The sequence below is a fragment of the Arthrobacter terricola genome, assembly GCF_004354015.1.
Taxonomy (GTDB): Bacteria; Actinomycetota; Actinomycetes; order Actinomycetales; family Micrococcaceae; genus Arthrobacter; species Arthrobacter terricola.
In genome coordinates this window covers 1-24,125 of the sequence record NZ_SMRU01000039.1, presented here as the reverse complement: position 1 = coordinate 24,125, position 24,125 = coordinate 1, and the positions used below count along the sequence as shown (strand labels likewise).

At 61.1% G+C, this 24,125-nt stretch carries 23 protein-coding genes; 11 read left to right on the top strand and 12 right to left on the bottom strand.

The window, feature by feature from the left end; translation table 11 throughout:
• The first annotated feature begins 439 nt into the window (after positions 1-439).
• Complete coding sequence (locus E1809_RS26900; protein ID WP_165962472.1) at positions 440-586, top strand: hypothetical protein; 147 nt, start codon at positions 440-442, stop codon at positions 584-586.
• Positions 587-770: 184 nt separating this feature from the next.
• Positions 771-1,127 carry a hypothetical protein gene (locus tag E1809_RS22975; RefSeq protein WP_133206565.1) on the top strand — a complete coding sequence of 119 codons (357 nt, stop codon included), beginning with the start codon at positions 771-773 and terminating at the stop codon, positions 1,125-1,127.
• A 297-nt stretch (positions 1,128-1,424) separates the two neighbouring features.
• On the opposite strand, the gene E1809_RS22970 is transcribed toward E1809_RS22975, so the two are convergent.
• On the bottom strand, positions 1,425-2,396 hold the full coding sequence (locus E1809_RS22970) for a GlxA family transcriptional regulator (RefSeq protein WP_133206564.1): 972 nt from the start codon (positions 2,394-2,396) through the stop codon (positions 1,425-1,427).
• On the opposite strand from E1809_RS22970, the gene E1809_RS22965 reads away from it, so the two are divergent.
• The 8 genes from E1809_RS22965 to E1809_RS22930 all read left to right on the top strand — a co-directional run bounded on the left by E1809_RS22965 (position 2,383) and on the right by E1809_RS22930 (position 10,918).
• Entirely contained in the window at positions 2,383-3,732 is a 1,350-nt protein-coding gene (locus E1809_RS22965; protein ID WP_328591596.1) for an MFS transporter, read from the top strand. The two genes, E1809_RS22970 and E1809_RS22965, sit on opposite strands and share 14 nt — an antisense overlap.
• A gap of 1,121 nt (positions 3,733-4,853) precedes the next feature.
• Positions 4,854-5,450 carry a nitroreductase family protein gene (locus tag E1809_RS26895; protein ID WP_165962469.1) on the top strand — a complete coding sequence of 199 codons (597 nt, stop codon included), beginning with the start codon at positions 4,854-4,856 and terminating at the stop codon, positions 5,448-5,450.
• A 58-nt stretch (positions 5,451-5,508) separates the two neighbouring features.
• Positions 5,509-6,942, top strand: coding sequence for a class I adenylate-forming enzyme family protein (locus E1809_RS22955; RefSeq protein ID WP_165962468.1), 1,434 nt, complete (start codon positions 5,509-5,511; stop codon positions 6,940-6,942).
• Position 6,943: 1 nt separating this feature from the next.
• Complete coding sequence (locus E1809_RS22950) at positions 6,944-7,192, top strand: acyl carrier protein (RefSeq protein ID WP_133206560.1); 249 nt, start codon at positions 6,944-6,946, stop codon at positions 7,190-7,192.
• Positions 7,192-7,899 carry a dihydrodipicolinate reductase C-terminal domain-containing protein gene (locus E1809_RS22945; RefSeq protein ID WP_133206559.1) on the top strand — a complete coding sequence of 236 codons (708 nt, stop codon included), beginning with the start codon at positions 7,192-7,194 and terminating at the stop codon, positions 7,897-7,899. Before E1809_RS22950 ends, E1809_RS22945 begins: the two co-directional genes overlap by 1 nt.
• Entirely contained in the window at positions 7,896-8,630 is a 735-nt protein-coding gene (locus E1809_RS22940) for a class II aldolase/adducin family protein (protein ID WP_133206558.1), read from the top strand. The genes E1809_RS22945 and E1809_RS22940 overlap by 4 nt, the downstream gene beginning before the upstream one ends.
• 265 nt (positions 8,631-8,895) lie before the next feature.
• Positions 8,896-9,618 (top strand): 4'-phosphopantetheinyl transferase family protein, encoded by a 723-nt coding sequence (locus E1809_RS22935; protein WP_133206557.1) that lies wholly within the window; start codon positions 8,896-8,898, stop codon positions 9,616-9,618.
• A gap of 40 nt (positions 9,619-9,658) precedes the next feature.
• Positions 9,659-10,918, top strand: a complete 1,260-nt coding sequence (locus E1809_RS22930) for a condensation domain-containing protein (protein WP_165962466.1) — start codon at positions 9,659-9,661, stop codon at positions 10,916-10,918.
• A 24-nt stretch (positions 10,919-10,942) separates the two neighbouring features.
• Here E1809_RS22930 and E1809_RS22925 read toward each other — a convergent pair whose 3' ends face one another.
• The 10 genes from E1809_RS22925 to E1809_RS22880 all read right to left on the bottom strand — a co-directional run bounded on the left by E1809_RS22925 (position 10,943) and on the right by E1809_RS22880 (position 22,072).
• Positions 10,943-11,767 carry an AAA family ATPase gene (locus E1809_RS22925; protein ID WP_205754311.1) on the bottom strand — a complete coding sequence of 275 codons (825 nt, stop codon included), beginning with the start codon at positions 11,765-11,767 and terminating at the stop codon, positions 10,943-10,945.
• Positions 11,768-11,851: 84 nt separating this feature from the next.
• Positions 11,852-12,310: a helix-turn-helix domain-containing protein gene (locus E1809_RS22920; RefSeq protein WP_165962465.1), complete on the bottom strand. Its 459-nt coding sequence runs from the start codon at positions 12,308-12,310 to the stop codon at positions 11,852-11,854.
• Between the two features lie 77 nt (positions 12,311-12,387).
• A complete protein-coding gene (locus E1809_RS22915) occupies positions 12,388-12,615 on the bottom strand; it encodes a hypothetical protein (RefSeq protein ID WP_133206553.1) in 228 nt (75 codons plus the stop codon).
• A 136-nt stretch (positions 12,616-12,751) separates the two neighbouring features.
• Positions 12,752-12,994 carry a hypothetical protein gene (locus tag E1809_RS22910; protein ID WP_133206552.1) on the bottom strand — a complete coding sequence of 81 codons (243 nt, stop codon included), beginning with the start codon at positions 12,992-12,994 and terminating at the stop codon, positions 12,752-12,754.
• A gap of 74 nt (positions 12,995-13,068) precedes the next feature.
• A complete protein-coding gene (locus E1809_RS22905; RefSeq protein ID WP_133206551.1) occupies positions 13,069-15,339 on the bottom strand; it encodes a glycoside hydrolase family 66 protein in 2,271 nt (756 codons plus the stop codon).
• A gap of 115 nt (positions 15,340-15,454) precedes the next feature.
• Positions 15,455-17,110 (bottom strand): glycoside hydrolase family 66 protein, encoded by a 1,656-nt coding sequence (locus E1809_RS22900; RefSeq protein WP_133206550.1) that lies wholly within the window; start codon positions 17,108-17,110, stop codon positions 15,455-15,457.
• Between the two features lie 37 nt (positions 17,111-17,147).
• A complete protein-coding gene (locus E1809_RS22895) occupies positions 17,148-18,023 on the bottom strand; it encodes a carbohydrate ABC transporter permease (protein ID WP_205754310.1) in 876 nt (291 codons plus the stop codon).
• Positions 18,020-18,988 (bottom strand): carbohydrate ABC transporter permease, encoded by a 969-nt coding sequence (locus E1809_RS22890; RefSeq protein ID WP_235835741.1) that lies wholly within the window; start codon positions 18,986-18,988, stop codon positions 18,020-18,022. The genes E1809_RS22895 and E1809_RS22890 overlap by 4 nt, the downstream gene beginning before the upstream one ends.
• Before the next feature lie 8 nt (positions 18,989-18,996).
• On the bottom strand, positions 18,997-20,292 hold the full coding sequence (locus E1809_RS22885; RefSeq protein WP_165962464.1) for an extracellular solute-binding protein: 1,296 nt from the start codon (positions 20,290-20,292) through the stop codon (positions 18,997-18,999).
• 46 nt (positions 20,293-20,338) lie between these two features.
• On the bottom strand, positions 20,339-22,072 hold the full coding sequence (locus E1809_RS22880) for a glycoside hydrolase family 13 protein (RefSeq protein ID WP_374102715.1): 1,734 nt from the start codon (positions 22,070-22,072) through the stop codon (positions 20,339-20,341).
• Between the two features lie 250 nt (positions 22,073-22,322).
• Here E1809_RS22880 and E1809_RS22875 point away from each other — a divergent pair, with 250 nt between their 5' ends.
• A complete protein-coding gene (locus E1809_RS22875) occupies positions 22,323-23,501 on the top strand; it encodes an ROK family transcriptional regulator (protein ID WP_133206547.1) in 1,179 nt (392 codons plus the stop codon).
• A gap of 326 nt (positions 23,502-23,827) precedes the next feature.
• On the opposite strand, the gene E1809_RS22870 is transcribed toward E1809_RS22875, so the two are convergent.
• The coding region (locus E1809_RS22870; protein WP_205754049.1) for a transposase at positions 23,828-24,125 on the bottom strand (298 nt) is incomplete at its 5' end.

The following is a 24,125-nucleotide window of genomic DNA, read 5'->3' as shown; positions in this document are numbered from 1 at the left end:
TCGCTGGAAGACCCGGCCATGCTCAGTATCTCCAGTCGGGGACGGACTCGCGCTGGTACAACGAGATGTCAGTGAGCATCAGCTACACCGTGTGGCGGAACCCCGAAGATAAATCCGACCCGGTCAACCTGGCCGAAACCGATGAGGAGACCCGGACCTCGATCGAGCTTGTTCCTCCCTGGCCACGGCCGCAGTGGCTGGTTGAGCAGGTTGAAAGGCTTCGCTACCCGCAACTTTGGGAGGCTGTGAGGACCAGCTGGCACCGTGACGGGGCCGGACCGTCATCGCTGGCGTGGGTGTTGACGGACCACCTGAGCCACATCCCTGATGAACCGCTACCGGTGCGAACGGATGGCGGCAACGCCGGGGTTCGTCACGCCCGGGACCCAGAAACGCACCCGGCACCCGCGAGATCACCGTCCGGGTTGACGGCGCTCAATTGCCTGGGCCGGAAATCGATTCGGATCCGGACGTGTACGCCGTCGGAGCGTCCCTCGGAAACAACGGGGTAGTGACTGCCGTCCTGCCACGCGAAGAGCTCGGGTACCTGCGGATCGAATTCGGGACACGACGGAAGGCACTGTAGGTCATTGGCTGAAAGACCAACGGCGGTGGACTACGGTCACTCCGTGCAAGCGACTTCGGCAGTCGCGCGCCGATTCGTCTGACTTCCCGCTACAGGTGCGGTTCTGACCTGTACCGGGCGCTGCGTCGCCTGCGCGTGGCTTGTTGAACTGAGTGCGAGGAATTACCCGCCTGTCATCCGCAAGATGGCGGGCGTAATCTGGACGGAATTCACTTCAGGAAAGCCGGACAGGAAGGCGGTGCTTAACAGTGTGAGCCTCAAAGACGAGTGGGAGTGGCTCGATTCCGATACCCGGACCTGGCGTATGGAAAATCCGGCCTGTCTGGTTCTGCCAGCTGCCATGTCGACCAAGTTGGATGCACGCGGGGACGTTGAGTACGATCCGAACGGCCAGGTTGTCCTCTCCGGGGACGATCACGATTTTATCCGGGAGAAGGCTGCTGAGGCCGCGGGAAAACCAATCCACCTTCCCACGAGGGAGTACCGGTTCTTCGACACGGCGCCTCTGCCTGTCATCAGTGAAGAGCCGCCTGAAACGTGAGCGAGCACGCGCCGGAATACTTCCTCGGGCGGTACTGGGATGGCTGCTGGGCCCGCCAAGAGCAGAATCTGATTATGGGCGCCGCCCGCTGCAGGCGTGGTGTATTTGGCCTGATCGAATTGACGTATTTCCACACTTGGTTAGTCAATCCTGGGGTGTCGCGACCGGGGCAGGGAACCTGGAGACCGGAAGCCCAGGTGGGGCAGGTCTTTAGGTACAGGAACGTCGATTGGCCCCGCGGTGGACTGTGAACCGCGACCGGCAGCCGGTTTGTCTCACTGATGGGTACGAAAATCCTTACCTGCTCGAAGGCCCGAACGCTTGTCGGTAGGCGGCGGGCGACGTGTTCATGATCGAGTTGAAGCGTGCACGCATGTTTGCAGCACTTCCAAATCCGCTTTGTGCGGCCACAGCTGCGACGGTAAGAGTTGGGTCTTCTAGCAACCGGCATGCGATGGCGACCCTCTCTCGGAGGAGCCACTCACCTGGCGGATAACCGGTTAGTTTCAGGCAGTGGCGGTGCAGTGACCGAACTGAGACATGCGCGCGTTTGGCGATGTCCTCAACCGTTAACAGGGTAGTGGCATGTTCTGACGCCCATATTAGTGCTTCCGCTATGACGCCACCGGTGTTAATCAGGGGACTTGGTCTGTATTGTGCCTGCCCACCAGTTCTGTGACGAGGTACGACAAGGCTTCTGGCAACATCCAATGCTGCTTGTGCACCGAGGTCCAACTCCAGCATGTGCAGACATAAATCAATTCCAGACGTTACTCCTGCGCTGGTCAGCACTTGTCCGTTGTCAACATAAAGGACGTCAGGGTCAACGTGCACGAGCGGGTAAGTCCGGGCCAACTCCGCAGCTTGCTCCCAATGAGTAGTTGCCCATGTTCCGTCCAGCACCCGGGCCGCGGCGAGGGCAAACGCGCCAGTGCAGATCGAGGCGAGTCTCACGCCGCGGGCGTGAGCCGAGCGCAGCGCTCGAAGGACCGTATCGGAGGTCGGGCTAGCTATGTTAAAGCCCGGAACAATCACGGTGTGTGCTTCGTCCAGCTCCGATACGTCGTGGTCGACATGCAGTGTGAGCCCGGCTGCCGTTGAGACCAGCCCAGGTCGTTCCGCTGCTACGACAACCTCGTACCTAATGCTGAGGTCCCGCCTTGCGAACACTTGGAGCGGTATCGCGAGGTCCAAGTCGACGACACCATCGAGGGCGATTACTACGACGCGCCTAAGGCTGTCCGAATCATTGCGCATGGTGTCCATCATGCCACTTCCGACCGAAGGGTGGGATCTGTCAAGGTGGACTCCGGATCAAAACTTGAACACAGGGGGTTCGGTGCCTGACAGCTCGGCGCAGCCACTGATAGAAGACACACCACTCGAAGGGAAGCTCCGGGGACAGAACGACTCCGGGAAATCAATCGGGTCAACAACTTTCGCGCTTATGGTTTGTCAGGCGTTGTATTACGCAACGGTGAGCGTCGATCTGACGCTCACCGCTTTAGTCGGTCTCGCCTTGGCCCCAACGCCCGTGCTAGCCACGCTTCCGCTGGCGATGATTACCCTGATGGGGGCAATTTGTTCGGTCCTCACTGGCCTTGCATGCGCCCGCTTCGGATACACCCCAGTAATGGTGGTTGGCGCCATCCTTGGCGCACTTGGTGCCGCAGTCTCTACGCTCGCGGTCGTGGGGCATTCATTTCCCGCGCTCTGCGTAGGAACGGGTATTGTCGGCGTATATCGCGCAACCGGGGGGTACATCCGGCTCATGGGGGCCGATCTGACCTCGCCCGGACAGCGGGATAGGGCCCTTTCGATGATTCTTGCCGGAGGGTTGGTGGCAGCGTTCGTCGGTCCTTGGCTCGCGACCTCGACAATGGACGTCCTCCCTGAAATGTATGCAGGATCTTATCTTGTGGTCGTGGCCCTTTGTCTCTTGACTCTGCCGATTCTCTTGGCACTGCTTAGACCCGAACGACGACATCGCTCAGTGTCAGAATCAGGGCCGGCCCGTGTCGGGGGTCCGGGGCCTGATCCCGTGCGATGGCGGGATCTGGAGCAGCCACGCAACTTTGTCACGGCGCTTGTGACTCTTGCGGTCGCTGGTGCCGTGATGACAATGGTCATGGCCATTGGCCCGATTGGAAGTGAGCACGCCGGGCATTCCGTCACAATGGGAACGACAATCATTCAATGGCATATGGTCGGAATGTTTGCGCCATCACTTTTCTCGGGGCTTCTGCTTGAAAAGTTCGGACGGAAGGCAATTGCGCTAAGCGGGGCGGCATTGCTCGCCAGCGGGGCAATCGCCGGTGTTGCAGGCGGCGACTTTCTAAACTTCCTCCTTGCGCTTGTGCTCAACGGACTCGGTTGGAACTTCCTCTATGTTGCAGGGAGCTCATATTTGGTTATTTGCTACCCACCGGGAAGGGGTGGCCGACTCCAAGCAGTTGCTGAGGGTATCGGCAGCGTAACGGCCGTGATTGCGTCCTTCTCGGCGAGTGCGATCTTTCTTGGGATGGGCTGGCAAGGAACAAATATCGGTGCACTTGTTGTGTCGGGCGGTCTTGGAATATGGATTTTGGCCGGACGCCGCCGCTAGGCCACTTGCAGGAACGACGGCCTGCATCCGGTCCGATTGGAAGGCGCCTCCATGCTCGCCTTTCCAGGAGTTCCAAGCTGCAATCACCACGCCAATTTGGCTGAACACTTGAAACCCGCAAATTTTCGGCGCGAAATGAAGGACCTTCGCCCTGCGGCGTATCTATTCTTTAATCTTCAGACGCCTATTCACCAGAACCTTAAAACGGGCTGCCGCCAGAACGTGTGCCCTCCAAGAGTCAGGACGTTGGGGTCGGTCGGGCAATCTGTGAATAGGAAAATTTTTTGTTAGGGGGCACGTTGGTAGTCGATACAACAATGATTCATGATCCTGCGGGCGCATATTCTTCGCTCTCAGTCGTTGATGCGTGGAGGGCTATGACGCACCTTGATCCACCAGCCCCCGGGGTTAGCCAAACTATTCAATGCCGAGGCCTTGATAACGCCCTCGAGATCGCCGAACAAGGAATATTTGACCGTGGAGCCGGGGACAGACGGATAGTCCCTTCGGCTGGAGCGATCTTTCCCTACAGCCTACTGGCGCTCGTGGAGTCGAAGTCACCGGGAGCACCGTTGAGAGAGTGGTCTCTCTTTAGGCTGGGTGATTCAGCAGAACAGCTCCGGAGGATCGCGATACCGTCAGACCAGCTGACAACTTTGGCCCAGGAACTGAACACTGAGTCTCCAAGCGATTCGATATGCCACTTGATACTTGTCCAGCGCCCCTGGTTGTCAATGCGAAAGTACGGGCCTAGGGGTTACCTCTATGCATCCCTCGACGCTGCGCATGCCTCCGTTAGCTTACTTGGGACAGCGCTGAGTCACGGACGCGAATCATTCATTCAGCTGGCCTCAGCTTCGCGAATTGTTCGGAATTTTGTATCTTCAAACTTTCCCTATCATGAGTTCCACTCAGCAGTATCCTTTCGTACGTCTCACCTATTTGACGAACCAGGTTCGTTCCGCTTGGAATATCCGCGGACAGTTCGGGACTGTCGCGGTGACTATGAAAAGATCCCATGGGAAAATATCGTCGAACCGCTAATGGGAACGACATCTCGAGGCGCAATCACCCCGAAGAGGCTCGTTGAAGTCGCGGCGTGCCCTAAAAACCCAGGACTTATGAGTGTCTGGACTGATCTATCGAGGCGACGTCATTCCGCGCGGTCATTTACCGGAGAACCCATTCCGGGTGAATCACTGGGCGACCTCCTTGCCGTGATGGCAACCGCGCTGCCTGTTGACATACCGAATTCCATGCAAGAACACCCACTGGTCAGCGTTTCGCTTCTATTGGTGGACAAGACTTCGTGTGAACTGGATGTCCCATCGGTGAGGACCCAGTTCGTGCCGGATGGAACTGGTACCGAGCACTTCGTTCGTGCCTGCATGGGACAGCGTCACGTGGGGGCGGCTAAAGCATTCCTGCTCTTCCATGCAAATACAAATCAGCTTCTAGGAACTGGCGGCGATGGTCACAACATCCGTGAGGCACTGTTTCGCAGCGGTGCAGCCGCGCATTTGGCCTATTTAGGAGCGGCGCAGAACCATCTGGGAATCTTTACGATTGGCGGCTTCGTCCAGACAATCTGGAAAGACCTCGCAGCTCTACCAGCGACCGAAGAGTTGCTGTGTCTCATGGCTATTGGAGTAGAGCAATCGGAAACTCGCACAAGAGCAGATCGTGAACTGAGGGCGGACGCACATGGTGAAGCGTAAGGACACTCAACTGCCGACGGACATACCCTCCCATCTCCGGAGGTATCTATCGGAGGCAATGGACGCACGGCTTGAGCGTGCCACCGTTTCCGATGGAAAAGAGGTCCTGACCACCGAACAGCTACTGAAAGCTCGTTGCGACGCTACTCGGAACCTGGAAGCCTCGGGAGTAGGACCACGTTCGCGCGTCGGTCTTGTGGCGCCCAACTCGGTTGGGTACGTCGTCGTGCTGTTGGGACTGCTGGAGCTCGGTGCGGTACCGTTCCTTATCGATCCGGCCGTCTCGTCACAACAGTTGAATACCCTTATCGATTCGACCGGAATTGAATTTGTAATTCAGCCGGCGGATCATGATGCGTTAGCGCGGATAGAGATGCGTGGCGCGATAGAACAAGGGAACCTTGTTGTTGCCGCGACGTCTTCGCAGCAGGCTGCGCCGGAGATGCATCCCCTGACGGAGATATGCCGATTCACTTCAGGATCCACCCGGACTGCCGCCTGTATCGAATTCACGGGTCGGGCTGTCGTAAATGCGGCTCGGAGCTGGGTTATGGCGACCGAAATGAGCGAGGCAGACAGTATCCTGTGCTTTGCCGGGGCATACAACGGCCTTGCCTTCAATACATCCCTCATTCCAGCTCTGGTATCGGGGGCGTCGCTCAGCCTCCCAGCGGCGTTGCCGTCAGCAGGATATGTCCGCCGCAAACTCGAACACACCAGAGGGACGATTCTTGTAGGGTTTCCCGCGATCTATGACGCTCTTGCTCGAACGGCCAAGAATATTCCGGGCGAGAGGCCAAGACTGTGTCTTTCTTCTTCAGCGCGCCTTGCCCCATCGACGCGAGAAATCCTCGGTCAGCGAGAGGGCATTGTGATTTCAGACTACTACGGCCTTGCGGAGACTGGTCCGCTGACTGAAGGCGAAAAGCGTCCCGATGCAGTGGGGCAAGGAAAAGTCCTCCCCAATGTGTCGATTCGCGTAGAAGAGGGCGGTCTATTGGTCCGCAGCACTTCTATGGGAACGCGGTACCTGAACTACCCGGGGCTTTTTGAATCGCGGCTCACGACCGATGGCTACTACCGCTCAGGCGACGAGGGAACGTTTATAGACGGCCGGCTCGTCCTTTCCGGGCGATCAGGTAAAGGATTGAATGTCGGCGGAAAGAAGGTCTCTCCTGATGAGATTCGGGACGTCTTGCTTGAATCGCCTAACGTCACCGACGCCCACGTATCACTGGCCACTTCATCCTCGCAGCACGGCATTCTCTGCGCGCTGGTGAAAACTCAAGACACTGTCGAAAATGACCTGGTGAGGGAGCTGCGCGGCCTGGCGGAGAGAAGGCTTTCGGCACATGAACGGCCGATGAAGTACTTCCTTGTCGACGCGATTCCACGCAGTGGGCCCGGGAAACCGCGTTTGACCGAAATAGACGAACTAATACAGCAGCTTCTCGGTATGGAACTGCAGAAACTGAAGGGAATGAAGTCCTAACATGGCTACTACGACAGACAGAATCGCAGATTTGGTCGAATCTGTTTCCTCAGGCGAAATCAACAAAATTGAAGCGCTTGATCATTCAAGATCGCTGTCCGACAAGGGTCTGACATCTCTCGCATTCCTTCAGCTCGTGGATGCGATTGAGACTGATCTTGGAGTCTACATCGATCTCGAAGGGGATATTTCCTTCCTCCAGACCGTAGAGGGCATCGCGTCCTACGTGGACCAGCAGACGAGCTCGTAATGGCCGGGGACACTTCTGTCTTAGCCGCGGTAGTCGGCCACAGGGGGAGGCTTGGCAGTGCCTTGTGCCGAGCACTGGAAGAATCTAGGCATACGCTGGTTGGTCGGGTCGACCGTGACGGTGCACATTTGAACCGCGTTCCAAACCTCGTCTTTGACGCAAGCAACGTGTCTGCGATAGACACCACACTCCGGGTATGCAGACAAGGCGGGGCAGCTCTCATCTACTGCGTTTCGGCATTGTCTGACGCTGCGAGTAAACAATTGGAAGACTACGCCATGACGGCACCCGTCGTTATAGCGACGAACCTGACTCTTGGCCATTGGCTTCAGGCTGAGTTGGTGAGGAATCTCGCCAAGATGTCGCGTCTGTCTGTCCAAGCGGCGACCGCAATTCATGAACGTCACCCTCGCACCAAACTGGACCGTCCGAGCGCTAGTGCTGCAGATCTTCGAGCTGTTTGGGAGGCGGCCGGCGGCAATCATTTGACCGAGGTAGTCAGTTTGCGTTTTGGACTTCCGGTGTCCGGCCACACGGTGACCGTTGATCTTCCGGGCGAATCTCTCTCGATCCATCACGAAGTAGCAAGTCTCGACAGTGCCGGGATGGGTGCGGTCGTCCTATCGGATTGGATCATCGACCAGGCCCCGGGTCTGTACGACATACATTCAGCGTTCGAACAAGCATTTAGGAGAATATCGAAATGATTAGTGAAACGGCCGCTCCTTTGACCTCTGCACAACGGAACTTGGTCGAACAGGTTAGTGTTGCCGCGCGGAGCCTGTCTGACGGAGGACACGACGATTTCAATCAGGGGCAGGTTTCTGCACGCCAGCCTGGCTCCGATATTTTCTTCATCAAGAACGCCACCACGGGATTCGATGAGTGCACGCCGTCGGACATCTTGGTGGCAAGTGTGGATCCCCATGCCGAGAAGCATCCGCAGTTGCCACCCGAAGTGGTCCTCCATCAAGCTGTGTATGCGGCGCGTCCGGACGTAAACGCCATCGTTCACTCACATGCGCCGTACACGCTGGTGTTCGGGGCTACCGACCTCCCGTTGCGCGCAGTCTCCCACGACGGTGCGTTCTTTCAAGGGCGAACACCACGGTTCACGATGACCAGCAACACGATCCTCACGTTGGACGTGGCAACGGCGGTCGCGTCGGCCATAGACGACTCACCTGCGGCGTTCCTGAGGAACCATGGCGGAGTAATTGTGGGCAAGTCAATCCGCCACGCCACCGTCTACGCGCACATGCTCGAGCGGGCATGTCAGCTTCAGCTAATGGCTGAAGCTGTGTCCGGTGGCTACCACAGCTCGGAGGACGAGGACATTGATGCCAAACGAGAATTCAACTTCGCCGACCTGTCCGTTCGGTCCTACTGGGAGCATTTGGCGCGTCGTGTGAAGGCACGGCAATTGACCCTGAACTGAATGTGCACCCGAGCCTGGAAAGATCCGATGATGTTTGGATGCGGCCGCAAAAATTAAGTTGCGGCTCGATCATGTCCGAGGGGGCCGCCGGAAGGGTGTGTTGGCGCGACGGTTCTCAGCCGATGGGTAGGTCTTGACAGACTACACGCTGAGAACCATCGCGGTGTGGTCAGGCTACACACGACTACTGTGGCGCAATCCGAACGAAAAGAATGTGCAATGTCAGAAAACAGCCGACACGGCGGCACTTCGGCCAGGGGATTAGGTGGCTGCATTAGCGATGAGGATGGCAGTGCGATCTGATGCCTCACGGATCTTTTTAGGTCAGATGTCAAAGATTGTCCTGGGTGGATACAGCACATTGCTCTCTGTCGGTGAGACGGAATGGCTCGATTTTCACATTCGAAGAGGCTCAAATCCCCGACTTCTTCAACTTGCACTTCGCGACTGTAAGAATAAATACCGTAACGGTCCATCTTGCGGCAGGAAGCGCTGGGAAGAATGTCTGAGAGGAAGGTACCTTCTTCGGGGTGTCCTCGACGCTGCCTCTGCTCACCGCAAAAATGACTTGGCAGTTAATGTGACCAGGTTCGGGAAGCCGGTTATTTCCGGTGAAGATCTCTACGTGAGTATTTCACACGACGGCACCTATGTGGTTGCAGCGGTCGCTGAGGGTATTGAAATCGGGATAGACCTGCAAGTCCCATTCGAGGTGTCCCCAACGTTCGCAAAACGCTGGGGGATCTACATTCCCCAGTCGACAGGTAGCGATGCGGCGAGGATGCTTGCTGCGGAGCAATGGTCGGTCAAAGAGGCGATTTCGAAAGTGCGAGGGAGCGGGATTGTTGACCTACCCCACAAGCTAGACGTGGCCAACGAACGGCGAGGACGGTCTGATGGTATCAATTGGATCAAGCTGGATTCGAATAATGCCTTCGGTCTGGCGATCGCTTACATGGCTCCAACATCAGCCGTAGTAAGCGCTTAGCACGACGAAGAAGAAACATGAGGTGTGGATGTTGGGGATAATGAATGACGCGAAATTTCAGGCTGGCGATATTCCCTGCTCTTGGGACCAAAATCAGGCGCTGACGAGCCATAGTCTTGGCATAAAGCCGCGTGATGTTATATGCAGGCGATGGTACGTGGCGCATGTAGGCGTCGCGTCGCTAATCTGTGATGCCTGGCGTGCCGTAGTTTCGGAACACCCGGCGCTCCGTGTTGAATACCGACGCCACACTTCTGGGTTCTGGTCGCAAAGAGTACTGTCGAACGACGAGGTGGCGCTTTGGACTACCGTCGGCGCCTACTTCCCTGATAGAACAAGTGTCCAGCAATTTGATGATCGTGTCTCGATCGATACTGGGCAGTTATTTTCATTTGTTGTGACCCCCGTCTTTGACGGGGTCGTCGTGGAGTTGGCGATCGATCATATTTGTATCGACGGCGTCTCTATCAGCCTTCTGATTGGCTTTTTGAATGTGAAGATAGCCCTCGCATTGAATGGCCAGCCTCTCTCGGAGGGCGCTTGTGATACCAATTTTTTTGACCGCTGCGTCAAGCTCGGCCCAGATTATCGATCGTCCGTGCAGGACCTCAGCCGTTGGCCCGAGGTTAACCCCGGTATATTCCCTCCGATGGCTGAAGTTGAGATGACGGCCAGGCCGGGGATTGAATATGGTGAACATAAGGTTTCTGCGAGAATTTCTTGGGAGGAAATGGACGATCGATATAGATCTTCTGCCCCTGGAATCTGTGGCGCTGCGTTGGCCCAGTCTGTGTCAAGGGTTATAGAAGGCATTCCTGTTTCCGAAATTCCGTTGGTTGCTGTCCTGAGCGGTCGTACGGTTGCCGACCAGCTAGCAGTCGGAATGTATTTCTCGTACGCGATGCTCGCCGCGCAAGTAGGCGACGATCCGCTGTATGTTCGTGCCCGTGCGGTGCACGGTCGCATCCTAGGCGCCATGCGTCGATCGCGCACTCCATTTGCTCTAGAGGTTCTTCAGCGCACTCCGAATCAACCCCATGGACGAGACTATGTGAATGAATCGACGTTGAACTATCTTCAGGTTAATCACGTCGCCGAGCCTCCTGAACTTGAAGTATCTGATGCGGTGGTTGAGGTGCTGCCTGTTGCATTCCAGGAACGCGGATACGGCCTCGCGCGGGCTCGCTCTGTGTCTCGAATGAATGACCTCGAGTTTGAAATTACGGCGCGAACTGACTATTTGGGGAGCGAGTTTGCCAGCAGCGTAATCTCGGAGCTTCTGACAGATATTCAGCGATAGCCTAAGTACTACGCATGAGGTCGATCAGTTCTCAGGTAGAACTTCGGCATCCTGGAGGTACACGGGCGGCGTGCCCGAATGCTTGCCGACGAGCCGCTGGTAGGTCCGGGGCTCCTCGGTGTCCGGTGTGGTGACGAGCAATTCGAGGGTCCCGAAGCCTGCCGCGGCCGGACTGTTGAAGAAATCCACGGCGTTCTGGTTGCACTTGGAGTGTCGGCCGGTCTCGTCGTAAAGGGACGTGATGGCTTCCTTTGGCGTGAAGCGTCCGCCGCGAATGTGGGTGCCGTTGATGGTCCCGATCCGGCCCTCGGCCCACCTCTTGTACGCCTGTTCCAGAGCGGTTTCCCGGTCCACTTCAACGTCGAATACAGTCACGGTGTTGTAGTCGTTCAGCTCGAGCCACTTCAGATAGCGCTGTGGCAGGCCTTCCCAGGACAGGGTTCCTTCGATGACGACATTCTCCTGTGCCTCAAGGCTGCGTTCAATCAATCTGTTGGCCAGATCGACCGACTCGTTATGCACCAGGGTCGAAATCTCGTTCGGCATGACCGGATAGCCGTCGGCGAGCGTGCGGGTGAACACGCTGTCGAATCGTCCGTCCTGGACGGCGGCCTCCAGCAAGCGGACTTTGATTTCGTCTGCGTCGATGACGCGCCAACCCAGGCCGCCCATTCCGAGCGCTTTCCTTGCGGTGGTCTTTCCGGCGCCGGGCGGGCCTGCCGTGATTATCGCCGCCAAACCGCCCTTCTCGATGTCCCCATCCCCTTCGGCCAAAAGCTCATCCAGCAGCAGTCTTTGGGCCCGAAGCTGCTCAATGGGCAGAGGGCGCCCAAGAACATAAGTAGCCATGGTGGCATTGCGGTGAAGATCCGCACCGGAAGAAGTCAGCTCATTCAGTTCCGCTTCAACGCGGCGTAATGTCTGCTCATCCACCTAGATCTCCGAAGGGTGGACGGCGCGGACGATTGCCTCGTAGTCTTCTCCGGTGATCAGGTCCCGATGAAACGCATCGGAAATTTCATCCCAGCTGCCGCCGGTTATCTGGCCTTCAGGGTTTCCCGGCTCGGCGTCGGCCGAGTAGGTGTATGGCCATACCGTGAGTTCCTGAAGCATATGTTCGTGGTCGATGAGCCCGACGTGGAAGTCCAGAATCACTTCGCGCGGCGTTCGTTCCAGCAGTTCCGGGAAGTTCTTGATCCTGCGAAGGATCCTGTGGACTTCAGGTTGTGAGATGGAGAGCCTGCGCGCGATCTCGGCCTGCTTCAACCCCTTGCTTCGAGCCGACGCACATGCCCGCAATTGGTCAAGACGGTTCAGCTCACGACCGGCGAATACACGTGCAAGCTCGTCCTGGATGGTGAGCATGTACTGCTCCTTTTCGAGTTCCAACACGCTGTTTATTCATAATGTATTGGATTAACGGTACTCCTACCAGATGGTACCCGGAAGATCCCGGTCAACGTGGCGGCTCACCCGGTCTGGCCGGGACCGCGCTGACCTTGGGTTTGCCGGTTTTCACGATCGGTACAGCATCCGGGCTGACGCCCATGCGGCGAAGAGATTCCTGTCGCCCGCTTTGCCGGTTTTGGCATGGCGAGGGCTAGGTCGACGAGGTCGTCGAAGCGATCCTCACGCTCCGGAGGCGCATGCAGCCAGTCGGCGACCGGGCGGTCGATCTCCTCACGCAGATCAATCATGGCGTCCGCCTATGCCACAGCCCGCCAACGCTTGCCGGGCACGGTCGTCGGCGAAGGTGATCCGACCGGGTACCGGCCGCTGCGGGCTGGCGACAGGTTGTTCTGATCCCAGACGACTCGCAGCGAGGTAAGCGGCTTACCTTCGTTTTGTGTGACCGTGCTCCACCAGGTCGATCTCCAGGGTTGTGCCGAATGTCACGTCTTCGGCGAGTTCGACTGTGAAGGTGGCGTAGTCGTGTCTGGTGACCTTGATCCCTTGTGTTCCTTCCTTGAGCGCCTCGGTGATGGCGGTTTGGACGGCTTGGTCGATCTCGGATTCGGGCGGTTGGCCGGAAGGGGCTGTGACGGTGAGGCTGAAAGCGCTTCTGTGCTGGGTCATTCTGTGTATCCGTTGGGGTCTGGTCGTGAGGATGGCGGGAGGCCTTGAGGGTTCACGGGGCCTCCCGCCTTGTGCTAGTGGAACTGGATCCAGGTGACGTTGCCGATGCCTTCGACGTCGCCGCGGAAGATGATGTAGAGGGCGTGCTGTCCGGATACCTGCACGGGAGTGGTGAGGGTCATCCAGTTCTGCCAGCCGCCGGTGTGTCCGACTGCCATCTGGCCGATGAGGGGTCCGTCGTGGTGGTCGATGCGGAATTCGACGGTGCCGCCCTGGGTGGCGGTCGCGAACCGGAGGTCGACGCTGTGGGCACCCGGTCCGAAGTCCATGGGGGTGAACGCCCAGTAGTTCCCGTCGTTGACGGCGCATCCGTCGAGTCCGCCGCCGGCATCGCTTGTCGGTTCGATGTTCATCTGGGCGTTGAAGCTGTTCTCCGAGACACGGTTGCGGGCAAAGGCGTCGAAGGCCTTGACCGGAAGCGCCGCGGCAGCGGTGTCGAGCCAGATCACGTCCCAGTACTTCAGGCTGGGGACCGTGAAGGTCAGGAAGGTCCCTCGCGAATCCCGTGCGCGCTTGGCCTTGAGCTCCTCGACCGCGCCGGAGTTGCGATCGGGGGAGGCGAACCGGACCTTGACGTCGTTGGGCGTGCTGTCGGCGATGTAGAGCTTGACGGTGAAGTCCGTCCGCTCGGCCGGTTCGGGGTAGTCGGCGTTGTCGTCGCGCCAGTGGTCGGAGGGGTTGTCGAGGAGGTTGATCAGGTGCAGCGCCGTGGCGGCGCCGGTCGACATCGCCTGGAGCCAGACCGTTCCGGCTGATCCTGTCGTGGATGTGTTCAGGCCCCACACTTCGGCGCTGTTCCCGGCCCTATGGGACCCGTCTCTGAGGAGGTTCTGGTAGGCGACTTGGAAGTCGTAGTACTCGCGAAGCTTCGCCCGGAGCGAGTCGGTCAGCTGCAGGTTCTTATTCGGGAAGTATTCGTGGCTGAGCATGGAGTCGCCGTCGCCCATGGCGAGGTGGCTGGCGCCGGCGGCGAGGATGGTGGCCTCGGTGAGCAGGACGCTTGGCTCGTTGAAGTAGCGGGTGGTGCCCGTTGGGGTGCTGTTGCTGTAGGCCTTGTTCATGTAGGCGGGCATCACGAGCGCCTTGGTGGTGTTGGCGCGTACGCGGTCGCCTTGGCGGGCGAGGTCCCGGTATGTGGTGATGCCGTCGCTTTCCCAGACTTCGTTGTAGATGAAGTCGACGCCGGTGTCGCAGATCTGGTCGAGACCGTAGCCGCCGACGGGGTTGATGAGCGACCGGCCGCCGACGGCCTGCTTCTCTCCTGCGAGGAAGCCTCGGTACTCGTTCGGGATTCGGACGCGGTTTCCCTGGGAGTCGTAGACGATGCCCTGGTTGCCGATGGTGTCGATGTGCCAGCCGTCGAAGCCGAAGGTGTCCATGACCTTGGAGCACTGGGCGAAGATGTGATCCTGCCAGTCTTTGTTCCCCGGGTCGAAGAGGTAGAGCCGGTCGGTGGACCACGTCGAGGGCAGGGGGAAGCCGACCTGGGTGTCCTTCGTGGCGGTGGTCGGGCTGTGGAAGATGCCCCAGCCGGTCTGGACTCCGCTGCCGTCGGTGTCGTAGTTGCTGAATGCCCCGTATGCGAGGTCGTAGAACATCGCCTTCATTCCGCGGCTGTGGGCCGCGTCGATGAGCGATTTCACGCTGGCGCCGGAGACCGGGCGGTTGGCGAGGTCGTTCCAGATCTGGGTCGGTGGGCAGGGCATGTGCTGCTTCCATTGCCAGTCGTAGAACTGAAGGCCGTTGAGGTGGTACCGGTTCAGTTGGGCGAGGACGGCCTGGGCGTCGAGCCCCTCCGTGTAGACGGAGACATAGCCGTAGCGGGGGAACTTGGCCCAGTCGCTTGAGACGTCCACCGCGGTGCTGCGGGTCTGGGTCTGGCCGCCGGCGTCGAGCCGGACGCTGACGCGGTACCCCTGGTAGTCGTCCGCGGGAGGTTGCCACTGCACAGTCGCCGTCTGGGATTGGCCCGCCTCCATCCGGACGCTCTGCGACGGCGCCGCGCTTTTGAGCGGGGTGCCGAGTTTCTCCGCGGCCACCGTCAGACGCGCTGTGACCGGCACAGTGGTGGGGTTGGCGAGCTCGACGGTGAGCTGGACCGTCTCACCGGGTGAGTAGCGTGCTTTGTCGGTGTAGACGTCGAGCAGGGCGGGCCCACCACCAGCGGCGTGTGCGTTCGGCGCCGCGGCGAGGAGCTGGGAGGCTGCGGAGGCGGCTGCCGTGGCAGCCAAGCCTCCGAGAAGGGTTCGACGGCTGAACGGCATCCCGGGCTGAAGGGATTCCATCGGCTGGTTCCTTTCGGGCGTGTGAAGGCGCGCAGGGTCAAGGAGTGCGCGGGGCAGAGGGACGTTGCGCGGGGCAGGGGATGGCCCCGCGCGGTGAGGGAACGGAGGGAGTGCCTCAGTCTTCGGTGATGTGCACGATCTGCCACAGATGGGGTGCAGGAAGCTGCGCGAGGACGTAGTCGCCGTCGACCGTGTAGGGCACGTCCGTGAGGCGGGCGCAGGTATCCGGGTCCGCGACGCGGATGCGCGGGAGGGAACGCCCGGTGCGCCGGAAGCGAAGGATTCCCTCGCCCGGCGAGAGAGGCTCGGCCCGGGACGCGTCCCAGAGTGTGTCTGCCTGGCCGTTGAGGTTGATGAGGTGGATGACAAGGCCTTGGGGTGTGCTCGTGACGCGCCTCCAGACCGCGCCTGCGGCGGGGGTCTCGGTGACGGGGGTCTGGGCGTAGGTGACGTCCGCGTCGTCGTTGTAGCCGCCGGCGTAGGAGCCGGTGACGTCGTGGATGTCCGGGTCCATGAGGAGTGCGTCGTGTTCAACGAGGAAGTCGTACCAGCGTGTCAGGAACCGCTCGGTCTCGGGCGTGGCCGGGTGGCTCTTGACATAGTACGGGTCGACGAGGAGCCGGTCCGCTTCGCCGGCCAGGAGCTGGGTGGCGCCGTGGCTGAAGGCCGTGGCCATGGTCAGCGCTGTGGCGCGGTCGGCGCTGGCCTGGTCGGGGGTCTGTGCGTAGACGTGCTGGTAGGCGGCCAGGACCACGGGCTGGTCCTTCCGGGCGGCCTTGGCCCGCTCGATGACTTTCGCGAGCGACTCGAGGGTGACATGCGGGGGCCAGACCTCGATGTAGACGGCATCCTGGGGCGCCGCGGCCGTGGCCCAGGTGGGGAAGTCGTTGACGTTGTTGAAGACCAGCCTGCTGGAGGGCAGCTTGGTCCGTGCTTCTTCGATGAGCTTCACGAAGGATTCGGCCAGGTCGACCCGGCGCCCATCGGGGGTGAGCGCGTGCTTGGGGTAGCCGTATTGATCGAGGTGGAATCCGTCGAAGCCGACCTCCGCGCAGGCGCGGTCGAGTTCGTCGAGGAAGTGGGTGAGCCAGGGTTCGGCGGCGGGGTCCAGGAGCTTGAGGAAGTCGCCGAGGCTGTGGATTGTGCCGGTGGGGGTGGTGAGTGCAAGGTGCTGCCACTGGGCCCATTCGTCGTTGCCGACGGCGTACACGGCCGCATACCCGAGGGAGGCCGCGCCGCTGGCCTTGAGCGCTTCCGCGAGGCTTCGCACGGTGGAGAGGGAGATGGTCTGTCCGAGTGCGTCCTGGTATTCGTCACCTCCGCCGAGAAGGTCGGCGTGGCGGTAGGCCCAGTCGTAGAACTGGATGGCGTTCAGGTGGAGGCGCCGCGTGCGGCGGATCACGGCGCCCACGTCCTTCCCGGGCTCGTAGCTGGCCACGAAGCCGTAGCGCAGGCGCGCCCGTGGGTTGGCGGTGACCTCGATCGCGGTCCGCAGAGTCAGCTCCTCGGCGGTGAATTCGACACCGTAGCAGCCAGGGTCCAGGACGCCGAGCGAGTGCGTTCCATGGCCCCGGCCGGTGAGGCGCAGAACGGGGTCGCCCAGGCTGAGCACGGTGAGCGTGCCTTCCGTTCCTGCCGGGACGATGAGGTCGACAGCGACCGTCTCGCCGGTGACGAAGGACGCCTTGGCGGGGAGGATGCCCGGCTCGGCAGGGACGGGCTGTTCGACGGCCGGTCCAAGGACCGCGGCGGTCTGTGGGGGAAGTGTCATGCGTTTCTCTTTCTGAATGTTGTGAGGGGGCGTGGGGCTATTTGACGGCCCCGGCGGTGAGTCCGCTGATGAGATGCCGCTGCCCGGCGATGTAGACAGCGACGACGGGGATGACAGCGATGGTCGAGGCTGCGAAGACGAGCCCCCACGCGGTGCTGTGTTCCCCTTGGAAGGCGGCGATACCCAGCGGCAAGGTGCGCTTGCTCGAGTCGCTGATCACGGTCAGGGCCCAGACATATTCGTCCCAGGCTCCGAGGAAGGAAAAGACCCCGGCGGTCGCGAGAGCCGGCCTGCCGAGAGGGAGGTAGAGGCGGAGGAATTTGCGCAGCGTTCCGGCGCCGTCGATCGTCATGGCCTCGTCGAGCTCGATCGGGACCCGTTCGAAGAAGGCGCGTAGGAGGAACGTGGTGAAGGCGATCTGGCCTGCTGTGTAGAAGAACACGAGACCGTTGAGGGAGTCCACGAGCCCGAGGGACTTGGCCAGGATGAACTGCGGGACGATCACGACGATGCCCGGGATCATGAGCCCGGCCAGCAGGATCCCGTAGACCAGGTTCTTGGCCGGGAAGTCGAACCGCGCGAACGCGAACGCCGTCATCGCGGAGATGGCAACCGACGCGACCGTTGTGAGCACAGAGACATAAGCGGAGTTGAGGAAGTACCGTCCGAAGTCGCTGCCGTTCCACGCGTCGAGATAGTTGGAGAACGTGAGGTTCTGCGGGAAGAAGTGCGGCGGACTTGGCAGGAGGGCAGTGTCAGGCTCGAACGAGGTCGAGACCATGATCAGGAATGGGGCGATCATGAACAATGCCCCGGCCGCCACGAGGAGCACCCTGACACTTGTCATGGCCATCGAACGACGCCTGCGTCCGCGTGTCGGCGTTCCAGTCCGGACTGCTGTCATGACGGTCATGATCGGGCTTCTTTCTTCTCGCGGGTAAAGCGGTACTGCAGATAGGAGACCGCGGAGATGATGATGGCCAGGACGAACGACATGGCCGCCGCATAGCCGAAGTCAAGGAAAGAGAAGGCCTGCTTGTACATGTAGGTCAGAGGCACCTCGGTGGAGCCGGCAGGGCCCCCATTGGTCATGAGCAGGATCGAGGGGAAGACGTTGAACGCTCCGATGATCTGCACGATCGTGACGAACACGACCGTGCCGCGGATCCCCGGGAACGTCACGTACACGAACTTGTGCCAGGCGTTCGCGCCGTCGATCTCCGCCGCCTCGTAGAGGTCCTGCTGGACGCCGGCCAACGCGGCAAGGAAGACGACGATGCACCATCCAAGGTTCTTCCAGATGCCCAGCAGCGAGACGGCAGCCATGGCGGTCCAGCGCTGCTCAAGCCACGGCACCGGGCCGTTGACCACGTGCACGATGTCCTGGATGAACCAGTTCACCGCGCCGTTGTCGGTAGTAAAGAGATACCTGAACAGCAGCGAGACCACGACCCAGCTGGTCACCACGGGGATGTAGTAGATCACGCGAAAGAGAGTGCGCCCAGGCATCGGGCGGTGGAGGAGGGTCGCGAAGGCGAGGGCAATAGCGATCGTGGCGGGGACCGTCATGAGCAGGTAAGCGCCCGCGTTCTCGACGCTGTTCCAGAACTGGGAATCGCCAAGGGCCCGGACATAGTTGCCCAGACCGACGAACTGGCTCGCGGTACCCGGCAGTACGGACCATTGGTAGAAGCTGATCTGCAGGGAGCGGACGAGCGGGTAACCGGTCGTGAGGCCGAACAGCGCCAGCCCCGGGGCGGCGAACGCCCAAGGGACCCACCAATGCGGCGCGCGGCGGGAGGCCCCGCCCCGCCGCGGCTTGTTCGGCCGCGGCGGGACGGTGGCCCGCACCTTGCGGGTTTTGGGTGAGGTGCTCACTGACATGACTATCCCTGTGCGAGAAGAGGATCGATCTGTGCGGCCGCGTTGTCAAGGGCCTGCTGCACCGTCTGCTTGCCCTGGAAGGCCTGCTGGACCTGCTTGGTGAAGATGTCGTCCACCTTCGCCCACTGCGGGGTCGCCGGGCGGGGCCGTGCGGTCTTGAGCTGGTCGAGGTACGGGGCGTAGTACGGCGCATACGAGGCCATGTCCGCCGCCAGAGCCGATTCGGCGGAAAGCTGCCCGACCTTGCCCATCGCCTGCTGCGCCTCGGGAGAGAGCATGTACCGGATGAACTCCGCAGCGAGGGCCTTGTTCTTGGACTGCTGCGTCATGACGATGTCCTCGCCGCCGACCACGCTGATGCTCCCGGCCGAGCCGGAGAACATCGGCTCGGTGGCCGGCTTGAAGTTCGGGTAGGCCTTCGTGAGGTTGGGGAACGTCCAAGGGCCGTCGACGATGGTGTCGTACATGCCCTTCGCGAGACCGTCGGAGGTCTGGACCGCTCCGGGAGCGCCGAGGACGTTCGAGGGGAGCTGCTTGGCGTTGTACATGTCCACGAGCATCTGCACAGCTTCAACGGTCTTGGGGCTGTTGAGGTAGCCGGTGGCCTTGGTCACCTCGGGGTTGGTCATTTCGCCGCCGTTGGACCAGATGAAGGGCAGGAGGTTCCATCCGCCTGAGCCGCCTTCGGCGAAGAGGTACTTACCGGCGCCGGGCTTGGCCGCATCCGCCTTGAGGTCGTCCAGGGTTTTGGGGACCGAGGAAATGCCTTGGGCGGTGAGTGCGTCCTGGTTGTAAATGACGACTTTGGTGTTGGTGTCCAGGGGAAGGCCCCAGAACTTGTCCTTGTACTTGTTGGTGGCCAGCGGGCCGGGGTACATCTTGCCGGCCCAGTCCTGGAAGTCGGGCATGTCGTCGCTAAGCGGGGCGAGGACGCCCAGCTTGGCAAGCTCCGGGACGGTGACGATGTCTGCCCGGACCACGTCGGGCAGGGAACCGGCCGCGGTGGCGGTGATGAGCTTCTGGTGCATCTGGTCCGACGGCACCTGGACGTCGTGGACCTTGACTCCGGGGTGGAGCTTCTCGAACGCGGGGATGATGGTTTTCTCGAGCGCGTCGATCTCTCCGCCTCCCGCGCTGTAGGCGTGCCAGAAAGTGATTTCTCCGGAGACCTGTGCGCCGGTGGCGAGCTGCTGGGAGCTCGGTGCCGGCTGCGAGGCGCCGGTGCCTCCGACGTCGCAGGCGGCCAGGCCGGCGACGGCGACGAGGGCGATGGCCGGCAGTGCCAGGGATCGCTTCATGGGGGTGACCTTTCTGTTCCCGGGCATCCTTTGCCCGGGAGGTGTGCTAGTTGGTGGAACGGATGAGTGCAGTGAATTCCCAGGCCCTGAGGTCCAGTCCGTGGGCGTCCGGGTAGTTGCCGAGGATCCGCTCGGCGCCGGCCCATAACGGGTCCCCGATGTCGACGGTCTGTTCGCGGGGGGTGAAGTTACCGAGGACGAGCAGCTCGGTTCCCTCATAGGTGCGGGTGAACGCGTAGACCGACTCGTCATCGGGCAGGAGCATCGTGAAGTCGCCCTGGGCGACAATGGGCATCCCGTGGCGGAGCGCGATGAGGCGCCTGTAGAAGTTGAGCACCGAATCGTCCTGGCCCGCCTGTTCCTCGGCGTTGATCTCGGCGGCGTTCGGGTTGACAGCAATCCACGGCGTTCCGGTCGTAAACCCGCCGTCCGGCCCGGCGACCCACTGGACGGGGGTCCGGGCATTATCCCTATTCAAGGGCGCAATAGCGGCCAGGACGACGGCCGGGGCCTCGTTGAGCGTCTCGGTCGCCTCACGGTAGTGGTTCAGGACCTCGATGTCACGGTGCTCGGCGATGGAAGCGAAGGCCATATTGGTCATGCCCAGTTCTTCGCCCTGGTAGATGTACGGCGTGCCGCGGTGCAGGTGGAGAATCCCGGCGAGCATCTTCGCGGAGGTTTCCCGGTAGGCACCGTCGTCCCCGAAGCGCGAGACGACGCGGGGCTGGTCGTGGTTGCCCCAGTACAGGCTGTTCCAGCCACGCTCGGCGAGCCCGTCCTGCCAGCGGCCAAGAGAAGCTTTGAGGTCTGTGAGGCGCAGCCGCTTCGGCTTCCACTTGCTTCCATCATGGTCCAGGCCGACGTGCTCGAACTGGAACACCATGTCGACCTCGGCCCGTTCCGGGTCGGTGAACAGGGCGGCGTCCTCGACGGTGACCCCGGGCATCTCCCCGACGGTCAACAGGGCACCGTCCCGGCCGGAGAACACCTGCTCATGCATCTCGTGGAGGTATTCGTGGATCCTAGGGCCGGAGATGAACGAGGCGGCCCCGTCGCCATAGAGCCCTCCGCCACGGACCGGACCGTCGGGCAGGGACGGGTCTTTGGAGATGAAGTTGATGACGTCCATGCGGAAGCCGTCGACCCCGCGGTCGAGCCACCAGTTCATCATCGAGTAGACGGCCGCCCGGACCTCGGCGTTCTCCCAGTTCAGGTCGGGCTGCTTCTTCGAAAAGAGGTGGAGGAAGTACTCCCCGGTCGCCTCGTCGTACTGCCAGGCGGGGCCGGAGAAGAATGATCCCCAGTTATTCGGTTCGGCGCCGGGAACCCCGGGCTGGCAGCCCGGTCGGGCGGGCCGCCACCAGTACCAGTCCCGCTTCGGGGAGTCCTTTGACGCCCGGGACTCGGCGAACCAGGGGTGTTCGTCGGAGGTGTGGTTGACCACGAGGTCCATGATCAGCTTCATGCCGCGTTGATGGAGGCCGGCGATGAGCTCGTTCAGGTCTGCGAGGGAGCCGAAGACCGGGTCGATGTCTTGGTAGTCGCTGATGTCGTAGCCGTTGTCGTCGTGCGGCGAGCGGTACACGGGCGAGAGCCAGACGACGTCGACGCCGAGCCGTTTCAGATAGTCGAGTTTGCCGATGATGCCGGGGATGTCGCCGATCCCGTCGCCGTTGGAGTCGGCGAAGCTGCGCGGGTACACCTGGTACACGACGGCACTGCGGAACCAGTCCCGCCTGGCTTGCCTCACGGCTTCGGACCTCTCTGTCTGCAGGGTCAAAGGATGCACCTCAAAGAATGTTGGCCACCTGACGGCGGCGTTGCCTATGGATAGTCGGTAGTGGACTCAGCGTCCTTGCCGGCGGGGCATTTCGTGATCAACCCCACACTGAAAGTTTCGCTACAAAACTTTCAAGTGTCAAGAGGGGCTTCAAAGCTCGAAATCTCTTCATGTAGGTTCTGGAACAAAACCCTGAAATGTGGAAGAATCGAAGCGTGCCAGAACGGTCTGGCCATGAAGGAGGAATCGCGTGGACGCGACGCCCGTGCACCCCAGTTGGCTCGGAGAGCCGAGCTCCACGCGGGATGTCCTGTACCGGCTGCTCATCGACGGACCCATGTCCCGCAGCGCCCTCGCCGAACGGCTCGGGCTTTCGGCTGCGAGTCTTAGCCGCGTCACCAAGCCCCTGCTCGCGTCCGGTGAGCTCCGCGAAGTCCCCGGCCGTCACGTTGGTCCCACGGGCCGGCCGACCCAGCCGCTCGAGGTGGACGCCGACCGGCACCACTTCATCGGCGTCAAGGTCACGGGAACCCATGCCTACGCGGCCCTGGTCAACCTGCGCGCCGATGTCCTTGACGCCGCGGACGCTCCCCTGCGCTCAAAGGACCCCGATCATGTGATCGCAGTCGTCGCCCGACTCGCCAATAGCCTCCAGGAACGGGGCACGGCCGCCTCCGGGCTCGGCGTATGCCTCGGCGGGCAGGTCCGCGAAGACGGCAGCGTCGGCTACGCGCCCTTCCTCGAATGGCAGAACGTTCCTTTTGGCCAGCAGCTTGCGGCCGCAACCTCCATGCCCGTCGCAGTCGCCAACGACCTCAACGCACTGACCCTCATCGAACACTGGCACGGAGCCGGACGCGGAGTCGAGAACCTCATCATCCTGACCATCGGTGCCGGCGTCGGATACGGCCTGGTGATCAACAACCAGCTCATCAACGACGTCAACGCAGGCCTCGGCCAAGTAGGCCATACACCCTTGGACCCCACGGGCCCGGCCTGCGGTATCGGACACCGCGGGTGCGCCAACGTTGTGCTGAGCACCCGAAACATCGAAGCCCAGGCCGCCGTATCCCTCGGCAAGAGCGTGCCCTACGACCGCCTCATGAAGCTGGCCGCCGAGGACCCCGTCGCCCGCCAGGTCGTCGACCAGGCCGCGTTCTCACTGGGCCGCCTCATGACCATCGCCTCAGCCTTCACCATGCCCCAGAAGATCGTCCTCACAGGCGAAGGCGTCGAGCTCGCCGTCGCCGCGCCCGAAGCACTCAAAGCCGGTAGGTCACACGACCGGGAACAGCATACCCCTGCCGTGCCCCTCGAAATCGTCGAGGTCAGCCACACCCACTGGGCCCGAGGCGCGGCCATCGCCGCCATGCAGCTGCCCGCCCCTTCCCTTGCTGTCGACCAGATGCTCGAAGCCGTCAACCGCTGAGGCGTGCTGCTTCTTCGCCCTTGAGTCTCCTTCGATGTGGCCGACGTCGGCGATCCCTCGTAATCTCCGGCGCGATACCGTCGCCTTCCCGCGAGGTCCCGTGGGACGACAGCTGAGAAGGCACGAACGCCTCGGGCTGTACCGCAAGCCGAGAGCAGCTGCTCGCCCTTCGCTGAGCAATTCAGAGGCCAGCGCCGTCACGCCGACTTGGTCCGGTTTTTCGAGGCCGAGCTTGGCAACTGAGTCTTTTACGTCTTCGAGGTGGTCTTTGCCGTCCACCTTCGTTCCGTCGTAGTGGGTGAATTCGCTGTGTTTCACCGAATTGCCTAGTGTCGCGTTTCTGAAGTAGTTAAGCGGTTGGCTTTTGCGAGGATTTGTTCGGGGGTTTTGGTCCAGACGAACGGGTGGCATCGGTCGTTCCAGCCGGTGATGAACTGGCGGATTTTCTGGTTGAGGTCTTTGACGCTTGTGAAGACGCCGCGCCGGATGGCCTGCCGGTCGATGATGCCGAACCAGACTTCGACGAGATTCAGCCAGGATCCCGAGGTAGGAGTGAAGTGGACGGTGAAGCGGGGATGGGCCGCAAGCCATGCCTTGACTTCGGGGGTCTTGTGCGTGGCGTAG

Coding starts and splice junctions, on each gene's coding strand:
- E1809_RS22975 (WP_133206565.1), top strand. CDS start 771: ATGGCGGGCGTAATCTGGACGGAATTCACTTCAGGAAAGCCGGACAGG.
- E1809_RS22965 (WP_328591596.1), top strand. CDS start 2,383: ATGGTGTCCATCATGCCACTTCCGACCGAAGGGTGGGATCTGTCAAGG.
- E1809_RS22970 (WP_133206564.1), bottom strand. CDS start 2,396: ATGATGGACACCATGCGCAATGATTCGGACAGCCTTAGGCGCGTCGTA.
- E1809_RS26895 (WP_165962469.1), top strand. CDS start 4,854: ATGAGTGTCTGGACTGATCTATCGAGGCGACGTCATTCCGCGCGGTCA.
- E1809_RS22955 (WP_165962468.1), top strand. CDS start 5,509: ATGGACGCACGGCTTGAGCGTGCCACCGTTTCCGATGGAAAAGAGGTC.
- E1809_RS22950 (WP_133206560.1), top strand. CDS start 6,944: ATGGCTACTACGACAGACAGAATCGCAGATTTGGTCGAATCTGTTTCC.
- E1809_RS22945 (WP_133206559.1), top strand. CDS start 7,192: ATGGCCGGGGACACTTCTGTCTTAGCCGCGGTAGTCGGCCACAGGGGG.
- E1809_RS22940 (WP_133206558.1), top strand. CDS start 7,896: ATGATTAGTGAAACGGCCGCTCCTTTGACCTCTGCACAACGGAACTTG.
- E1809_RS22930 (WP_165962466.1), top strand. CDS start 9,659: ATGAATGACGCGAAATTTCAGGCTGGCGATATTCCCTGCTCTTGGGAC.
- E1809_RS22925 (WP_205754311.1), bottom strand. CDS start 11,767: ATGGCTACTTATGTTCTTGGGCGCCCTCTGCCCATTGAGCAGCTTCGG.
- E1809_RS22915 (WP_133206553.1), bottom strand. CDS start 12,615: ATGATTGATCTGCGTGAGGAGATCGACCGCCCGGTCGCCGACTGGCTG.
- E1809_RS22910 (WP_133206552.1), bottom strand. CDS start 12,994: ATGACCCAGCACAGAAGCGCTTTCAGCCTCACCGTCACAGCCCCTTCC.
- E1809_RS22905 (WP_133206551.1), bottom strand. CDS start 15,339: ATGGAATCCCTTCAGCCCGGGATGCCGTTCAGCCGTCGAACCCTTCTC.
- E1809_RS22900 (WP_133206550.1), bottom strand. CDS start 17,110: ATGACACTTCCCCCACAGACCGCCGCGGTCCTTGGACCGGCCGTCGAA.
- E1809_RS22895 (WP_205754310.1), bottom strand. CDS start 18,023: ATGACCGTCATGACAGCAGTCCGGACTGGAACGCCGACACGCGGACGC.
- E1809_RS22885 (WP_165962464.1), bottom strand. CDS start 20,292: ATGAAGCGATCCCTGGCACTGCCGGCCATCGCCCTCGTCGCCGTCGCC.